Source organism: Ornithinimicrobium sp. (genome assembly GCF_051004135.1).
Classification (GTDB): domain Bacteria; phylum Actinomycetota; class Actinomycetes; order Actinomycetales; family Dermatophilaceae; genus Ornithinicoccus.
In genome coordinates this window covers 1-7,517 of the sequence record NZ_JBPCKQ010000037.1, presented here as the reverse complement: position 1 = coordinate 7,517, position 7,517 = coordinate 1, and the positions used below count along the sequence as shown (strand labels likewise).

General features: G+C 69.1%; 8 protein-coding genes and 1 pseudogene. 7 read left to right on the top strand and 2 right to left on the bottom strand.

The annotated features are described in order from the left end of the window. The 5 genes from ACR2FV_RS01985 to ACR2FV_RS01965 all read left to right on the top strand — a co-directional run. Window positions 1–441: DapH/DapD/GlmU-related protein (locus ACR2FV_RS01985; protein WP_434014046.1), on the top strand; the 441-nt coding region annotated here is incomplete at its 5' end. Next, a complete protein-coding gene (locus ACR2FV_RS01980) occupies window positions 438–1,562 on the top strand; it encodes a pyridoxal phosphate-dependent aminotransferase (protein WP_434014045.1) in 1,125 nt (374 codons plus the stop codon). The genes ACR2FV_RS01985 and ACR2FV_RS01980, both read left to right, overlap by 4 nt. Then, on the top strand, window positions 1,559–2,740 hold the full coding sequence (locus tag ACR2FV_RS01975; RefSeq protein ID WP_434014044.1) for an alanine racemase: 1,182 nt from the start codon (window positions 1,559–1,561) through the stop codon (window positions 2,738–2,740). The genes ACR2FV_RS01980 and ACR2FV_RS01975 overlap by 4 nt, the downstream gene beginning before the upstream one ends. A gap of 83 nt (window positions 2,741–2,823) precedes the next feature. Beyond that, entirely contained in the window at window positions 2,824–3,033 is a 210-nt protein-coding gene (locus ACR2FV_RS01970) for an antitoxin VbhA family protein (protein WP_434014043.1), read from the top strand. Window positions 3,034–3,079: 46 nt separating this feature from the next. Continuing rightward, a complete protein-coding gene (locus ACR2FV_RS01965) occupies window positions 3,080–3,607 on the top strand; it encodes a Fic/DOC family protein (RefSeq protein WP_434014042.1) in 528 nt (175 codons plus the stop codon). 5 nt (window positions 3,608–3,612) lie between these two features. Here ACR2FV_RS01965 and ACR2FV_RS01960 read toward each other — a convergent pair whose 3' ends face one another. After that, window positions 3,613–5,304, bottom strand: a complete 1,692-nt coding sequence (locus ACR2FV_RS01960; RefSeq protein ID WP_434014041.1) for a L,D-transpeptidase family protein — start codon at window positions 5,302–5,304, stop codon at window positions 3,613–3,615. 518 nt (window positions 5,305–5,822) lie between these two features. Here ACR2FV_RS01960 and ACR2FV_RS01955 point away from each other — a divergent pair. After that, window positions 5,823–6,533 (top strand): transposase family protein, encoded by a 711-nt coding sequence (locus ACR2FV_RS01955; protein WP_434014040.1) that lies wholly within the window; start codon window positions 5,823–5,825, stop codon window positions 6,531–6,533. 113 nt (window positions 6,534–6,646) lie between these two features. Here ACR2FV_RS01955 and ACR2FV_RS01950 read toward each other — a convergent pair whose 3' ends face one another. Beyond that, window positions 6,647–7,096, bottom strand: coding sequence for an Lrp/AsnC family transcriptional regulator (locus ACR2FV_RS01950; RefSeq protein WP_434014039.1), 450 nt, complete (start codon window positions 7,094–7,096; stop codon window positions 6,647–6,649). Between the two features lie 162 nt (window positions 7,097–7,258). Between ACR2FV_RS01950 and ACR2FV_RS01945 the strand changes: the two are divergent. Further along, window positions 7,259–7,517, top strand: a pseudogene (locus ACR2FV_RS01945) (pyruvate dehydrogenase (acetyl-transferring) E1 component subunit alpha); the annotation flags it as partial.

Genomic DNA, 7,517 nt, shown 5'->3' with positions numbered 1-7,517 from the left:
GGCGGCTACGTCGGTGCCGACTCGATGGTGGACAGTCACGTGCTGGTCGGCTCCTGCGCGCAGGTCGGCGAGCGCGTCCACCTGTCGGCTGCCGTGCAGCTCGGCGGGGTGCTCGAGCCGGTCGGCGCACGGCCGGTGGTGATCGAGGACGACGCGTTCGTGGGCGCCCAGTGCGGCGTCTACGAGGGAGTGGTCGTGCGCACCCGGGCCGTGCTGGCCCCCGGGGTCATCCTGACCGGCGGCACCCGCATCTACGACCTGGTGCACCATCGCGTGGTGACCGGGGAGGTGCCCGCTGGGGCCGTGGTGGTCCCGGGCAGCCGTCCCGCCACCGGTGACTACGCGCAGTCCCGCGGCCTGAGCCTCTACGCCCCGATGATCGTGAAGTATCGCGACGCCGGCACCGACGCCGCCACCACCCTCGAGGACGCGCTGCGATGAGCGTGGCAGCACGCGCGGCCGGCCTGACCACCTCGCCGATCCGCAGCATCGCCCGCGGTGCCCCGCAGGGCACGATCTCCCTCGCGCTCGGCGAGCCGGGCTGGCCGGTGCCAGACGCGGCGACGCAGGCGCTGGTCCACTGGGCTGATCTGGCGATGACGTGCAGCTACGGCCCCAACGAGGGCCTACCCGAGCTGGTCGAGGCGCTGACTGAGCGGTATGCCGTCCGGCCCGACCAGCTGATGGTCACTGCCGGCAGCCAGGCCGCGCTCTTCGCGCTGTTCCAGGCCCACGTGCCGGCGGGCAGCAGGGTGCTGGTGCCCGACCCGGGGTTCCCCGCCTACCGCACCCTGGCCACCCTCGCGGGAGCCGAGAGCACCGCATACCCCCTCGGTCCCGGCGGTGCCCTCCACGCCGGAGCCGTGCTCGACCTGCTGGAGCAGCACCACGACGTGTCCGTCGTCGTGCTCAACCACCCGGCCAACCCGACGGGCGGCTGCGCCACCGCGCCTGAGCTGGAGCGGGTCGCCCGGGCCTGCGAGCGCCGCGACGTCACCCTGATCAGCGACGAGGTCTACCGCGAGCTGCGCGTAGACGGCACCCCGCAACCGTCGGTGCGCGAGGTCAGCGACCGGGCGATCGTGGTGCAGTCGGTGAGCAAGGCCTGGGCCGCCCCCGGGCTGCGGGTCGGCTGGGCCGGCGGACCCGCGGAACTGCTGGCCCCGGCGCGGCTGGTGCACAACGCGATGACCACCGCCCCGGCCCGGCCCAGCCAGGTCGCCGCGGCCGCGCTGCTGGGCGACTCGGCGACGGTGCTGGCGGGCTCGCGCAAGGAGCTGCGGCGCCGCTGGGAGTTGGTCGCGGCCGGCCCGGAGGTGCTGCGGCCGACGCAGCCGGTCACGGCCGGCTTCTACCACTGGCTGCCGCTGCCCCCCTGGACCCGCGCGGACCCGGAGGGCTTCGTGCGGCGGGTCCGGGACGAGGGGCGCGTGCTCGTGGTGCCCGGAGCGGCATTCGGACCGGCCGGCCGGGACCACGTCCGGCTGAGCGTCGGCGGACCGCGTGCCGAGCTGCTGGAAGGACTGGCGCGACTGGCGCCCTGGTGGGAGGAGCCGTGTTGACCACGTCGGCCCAGGACCTGTTCGCGTTGACGGAGGAAGATCTGGTCGCCGCGGCCGGGCGGCACGGCACGCCGTGCTTTGTCTACGACCTGCGGGCGGCTCGGGATCGCTGGGAGGCCCTCCGGCAGGCACTGCCCGGCCGGGTCCGGCTGGCGTATGCCGTGAAGTCCAACCCGGGGATCCCGCTGCTGGAGACCTTCGCCGCGCAGGGCGCGTGGTTCGACTGTGCCTCCGCCGGGGAGGTGTCGGCGGTGCTCGCCGCCGGGGGCACCGGCAGCGGCATGGTGTTCGCCGGGCCGGCCAAGTCCCAGCGCGATCTGCAGGCCGCGGTGTATGCCGGGGCGCGGGTGCAGGTGGACGGCATCGAGGACGTGCAGCGACTGCACGCCCTGCACGCCGACTCCGGAGCCGAGCCGTTGCGGGTCAGCGTGCGGGTCCACCCCGCGTCCGGGATCCGCGAGTCCTGCGCCATCATCGGCGGGGTCGGGCCCTCGGCGTTCGGCGTCGACGAGGAGGACCTGGCCGACTTCCTGACCGCTGCCCGGGCCTACGACCGGGTGGCGATCACCGGGCTGCAGGTCTTCTCGGCCAGCAACGAGCTCGACCCCGGGGTGCTACTGGCCAACCACCGCACGGCGCTGCGGATCGCCCGGGCGATGCGCACCGAGCACGGCGTCGACCTGGAGCTGATCGACCTCGGCGGCGGACTGGGCATCCGCTACGCCGCGCACGAGCCGTCCCTGGACATCCACGCCCTCGGCGCCGGACTGGAGCGGCTGCTGACCGAGCACGACTGGTTCACCGGCGAGCTGCTGCTGGAGCCCGGGCGGTGGCTGTCCGGGCCGTGCGGGGTCTATCTGACCCGGGTGGTCCGGGTGAAGGAGAGCCGGGGCACCCGGTTCGCGCTGCTCGAGGGCGGCATCAACCACCTGCTGCGGCCCCTGCTGACCGGGCAGTCGTTCCCGGTCACCGCACCCGGTCGCGACGGCCAGCGCACGACATACACCCTGGCCGGGCCGTTGTGCACCTCACTGGACCGGGTCGGCAGCGCCGATCTGCCGGTCGACCTGGGCCCCGGCGACCTGCTGGCCTTCGGGCAGACCGGGGCCTACGCCGTCACGCAGGCGATGACGCACTTCCTGTCCCACCCCGAGCCCGGGCAGCACTGGATCCGCTGACCGCGCCCCGGAGGTTGTGGACGACGCCGGCTCGTCCACCTCAGACTCGATAGTATGGAGCTCGAGCCACGGAGGAGCACACCATGAGCACCCACGCACGCACGGACTCCGCAACGTCCACCGACGCCGCCGAGCGTGCTCGCCAGGTGGCTGAAGCGGTGCACAGCGTCCGGATGGAGGGGCTCGACGTGACGCCGGAGTGGGAGGCCGACGCGGATGACTATGCCGCGGGGCGGATCGACCTTGGGACGTTCGGCGAGCGCACTCGCGAGCGCTTCGGGCTCCGTCGCTGACGGCGGGCTTCGGAGATCCAAGAGGTACCTGAGCAGGTCAGGGGACATGACCTCGTTCGTCGATCCGTACCTTGACCCGCGAAGCGGTGTGCTTCGCAATCTGGTCGGAGCCAAGAGCGAAGCCACCCTGGCACGAGCCGAGGGCGACCTTTCATCCTTCCGGCTCATCGAGCTGGCCCATGCCTACACCGTCCGGCGTACCGGCGACCTGGCCGAACTGCGCGGTGTGCACCGCCACCTGTTCCAGGACGTCTACGCATGGGCGGGCGAGATTCGCACCGTCGATCTGGCCAAAGGCGGGTCGACCTTCGTGCCGGCGCGCCTCATCGATCGGGCCGCGGGGAACGTGTTCAAGGAGCTTCGAGCCGAGGGCTTCTTGCGCGGCCTGGATCGCGAGGGATTCGTGGACCGGATCGCACAGGACGCCGGCTGGTCCGTGGACTGGTCGGGAGTGACTCGCGAAGGCAACGTCGAGGCATCCAGGGTCGCATCCACGAGTCAGGACCTCGCGCCGCTACGCGAGATGTTCGACTCAATGACGACGGCTGACGACTCCGACCAGGGACGAACCTGAGGCCCTCAGGTGATCTCGATCGGGGTTCCCAGGGGCAGCAGCGCGGAGAGCTTGGTGATGGCCGCGTTGGTCATCCGGATGCACCCATGACTGACCGCCTGGCCGATGCTGTCCTCGTCGTCGGTGCCGTCCAGACCCACTTGGCCCGGCCCGCCGCCGAAGCTGTTCAGCTCGTCGGAGAAGGCCGAGATGCCGTAGGCGAACGGGCCGTACCCCTCGTTGGTCGTAGCGATCAGCTCGGTCAGGTAGTAGGTGCCGGTCGGGGTGGGCGTGCCACCGGTGCCGGTGGCCACGGGGAAGCTCTCGACCAGGTCGTCGGAGCGATAGAGCTCCAGCGTGTTGTCGGCGGTCTTGACCTTGAGCGAGTAGTAGACCTCCGTCAGCATGACGTCGTTCTTCGACACCCAGGCGGTCCGGCCATTGGGGCGGACCGGCAGCTGCACCTCCATCCAGTCCTGCTTCGTGGAAACGACCATAAACGTGAGCGGCACCCCCGTCGGCGTCGGGTTCTCGAAGGTCTCGACCACCTCCCCGTCCGGCTTGGCGTGCACGGACACCTCCGCGCCCTTGCCGGTGGCCGCCAGGGAGCCGCTCTCCTGCTCCGGTGCCCCCATCGTGGTCCTGGCGGCGTACGTCCCGCGGCCGGACTGCGTGGCTCCGGCGCTGTCGGCGACAGCGCCGGCCGGTGCCGACGAGCTGCTGTTCTCGGATCCGGCCGGCGAGCTGCAGCCCGCGCCGAGGAACAGGACCGCAGCGCAGGCGAGGGCACGGACAGTGTGGTGCAGGGACATCAAACCTCCAGGACGAAACAGGGGAGCTGTGGCCGGGACTGCAGGATCGCTGGCTCCCCCGGCCACGGCGGTGGTGCTGGGTGTGTCAGCCGGTGTAGCGAGCCACGCCCGGCACGGCCCGCGCGACACGAGCCGACTGGTAGGACGAGCGCGCAGCCGACCGCGGGGTGACACTCGACCGCGGGGTGACACTCGACCGCGGGTCACGACCGAGCCCGGCGTGGTTCCCGCCCGCGGGGTCACGCCGGAGCCGCCGATGACGACCGAGCTGCCCTCCACGACGATGGTGTCACCGTCGACCACGACCGTGGCGTCAGTGGCGTCGGCACACGCGAGGACCACTGCCTCCAGCTCCGCGTCCAGGTCGCCCGCGTCGACGTCGTCGCCCAGCGCCGCCTCGAGGTCGGCGATGTCGCCAAGCGCAGCATCGAGCGCCGCGTTCGCCTCGTCCAGGCCGTCGTTGATCAGCGCCTGCAGGTCGTCGAGCTCGGCGGTGAGCTCCTCCACGAGCTCGGCAGCCGCATCGACATCGACCTCCAGCGCGTCGGCGTCGGTCCCGGCAGCAAGGTCCGCCGCGGCGTCGAGTGCTGCCTGGGCCGCGTCCACGTCGGCGTCTGCGTCGGCCTGGGCGGCCAGCAGGTCGTCCAGGTCGGCTTGCGCGCCGACGACGGCGACGTCCGCCGCGTAGGCGGCGATCTGTGCCGAGTCGAGGTCGGCCTGCGCGTCGGCGACGGCCTGGTCGGCGGCCAACGCCGCGTCGAGGTCGGCCTGCGCGGCTTCGAGCGCGGCGACCGCGTCCGCCTGGGTGGCCTGGGCAGCGTCCAGACTGGCCTGAGCGGCAGCGATCTCCGCGTCGGTTCCGGTTCCGTCGACGAAATCATCCAGGACGGCCTGCGCATCAGCCACGGCGGCATAGGAGCGCAATCAAGTGAATTCTTGATTCTATTCTTCCCCGCCGTAAGTAATGGAAGAGCCAAGATTCCTTGGGAAATCTAAGGAGAGATCATGTTCGCGCCCGGTGAGCGCCCGCACTACGCGGGAAGGGCCGCCGCACGCGCAGCAAGGTCCGGCGCGGGGGACCCCACAGATCGCGGCGGGTAGGGCGCTTGCTCGATGACGCGACTGGCCTGGCGAAGGCCACGGCGACACCACGCCCCCGCGCCGATGAGGACGGCACCGCCGACCATCCCTTGCGCCGCGAGAAGCTGGTCCACCGTCCACTCCTCTCCGGTCGCTTGACCTGGAGGGTTATTCAAAACGAACCCAACTGGGACTGAATTAGTATACCCGTCCCGCGTGTCGGTCAATGGCGACGGCCTATTTTTCGAGAGAATTGGGTTACCACACCTAATCTCTGAAGAACAGGCCGTCACGTGTATCATACTACGGGTTTTAGTAAGGACGAGATCGTCACGTTGTGCGCGATGATTACTGAACAGTGTGGGCCGCCGATCAAGGAACTCGGTCGTAAGCCGGCTCTTGGATTGTTCAAGTCGGTTGTCGTCACGTTGTCTTACCTGCGGCGCAACCATGTCCAGCAGGAACTAGCCGAGTTCTTTGGTGCCTCACAACCGACGATCTCGCGGACCATCACCAAGTACACCCCGATCCTCGGTGCGGTCCTCAAACATTGGGTGCCAACGGTCGAGGACCTGGATCCGCAGGCTCAACTGATCATCGACGGAACGTTGCTGCCGTGCTGGTCATGGGCGGATCATCCCGAACTGTGGTCCGGCAAGCACCGCACCACCGGCATGAACGTCCAGGTGGCTTGCACCTTGAGCGGCCAGCTTGCCTGGATTTCCGACCCCACCCCCGGCAAGACCCATGACAGCAAAGCCTTGCGAGAGTCTGGAATCTTAGACGATGACGTTTTTCCAGATCACCTGGGCGACAAAGGCTACATCGGCCTAGGATTGATCACTCCGATCCGTAAACCAGCCGGCGGGAAACTGCACGAATCACAGAAGCAGTTCAACACTCAAGTCAATTCAATCCGGTCCCAGATCGAGCGCGGCATCGCCCACCTCAAGACCTGGCGAATCCTCCACACCGACTACCGCAAGCCACTGCGAACATTCTCCGAAACAATCTCAACCGTTATCGCACTCGAATTCTACCGAACCACGTTCTGAATAAGCCTCCTGGTTCCACAAGATTAGTCCCGGACCCCCAACAGCAGGCCCATCTGCAGCATTATTGGGAAATTCCTTACTTGAAGGATTAACCATCCACTGGTCCTGCGCGATCATTCAGTCTTGGGGATGCGGCCACGGGTGCTCAGCTCCTCGAAGATCAGCCAGGTACGGGTCGCCTTGACACCGGGGAGCGCCTGGATCTGCTCAAGGACGACGTTGCGCAGCTCGTGGTTGTCTCGCGTCCGCACCTGCACGAGCACGTCGAACTCCGCCCCCACGAGGGCCACGTGATCCACGCCGGGCAAGGCCCGCATCGCGCCGGCGACCTGCCGCCAGGAGTTCTGCTCGATGGAGACCGAGACGTATGCCGAGGTGCCCAGGCCGACCTTCTCCGGCGACACTACCGCGGTGAAGCCGGTGATCACACCGTGCTCCTGAAGTCGTTCGAGGCGGGCATATGCTCCGGCTCGGGACACGTGCACCTCCTGGGCCAGCGCACGCACCGACATCCGCCCGTCGCGCTGCAGGGCGGCGACGATGCGCAGGTCCGTGGCATCCACAGCCGATCGTCCAGACAGGCCCGTCTCAGCCGACGTGCTACTGGACGATTTGCGCTCTGCCACCACAAGATCATGTCAAACATCCGCAATTGCATCCAGCAGACGTCCTTCTGTCCTGGTTGAGCGACCATAGGGGGACAGCTATCGAGCAAGGAGCCGATGATGACCGGGGTGGACCACCTCCTACCGTGCCCGCAGCCGGTGCAGCTCATCGACGCCGAGGGACGCCTGGGCGACGGAGCACCGGGGCCGGATGCCGAGGCCCGTGGCTACGCCCTGCCGACCGCCGAGGATCTGGTCGCGGTCTGGCGCGACATGATGCTGGGCCGCCGGTTCGACGGCCAGGCCACCGCGCTGACCAAGCAGGGCCGGCTCGCGGTCTATCCCTCCTCCCGTGGTCAGGACGCCTGCCAGGTGGCGC

Excerpts from the sequence above, each read along its gene's own strand:
- ACR2FV_RS01980 (WP_434014045.1), top strand. The coding sequence starts at position 438 with ATGAGCGTGGCAGCACGCGCGGCCGGCCTGACCACCTCGCCGATCCGC.
- ACR2FV_RS01970 (WP_434014043.1), top strand. The coding sequence starts at position 2,824 with ATGAGCACCCACGCACGCACGGACTCCGCAACGTCCACCGACGCCGCC.
- ACR2FV_RS01965 (WP_434014042.1), top strand. The coding sequence starts at position 3,080 with ATGACCTCGTTCGTCGATCCGTACCTTGACCCGCGAAGCGGTGTGCTT.
- ACR2FV_RS01955 (WP_434014040.1), top strand. The coding sequence starts at position 5,823 with ATGATTACTGAACAGTGTGGGCCGCCGATCAAGGAACTCGGTCGTAAG.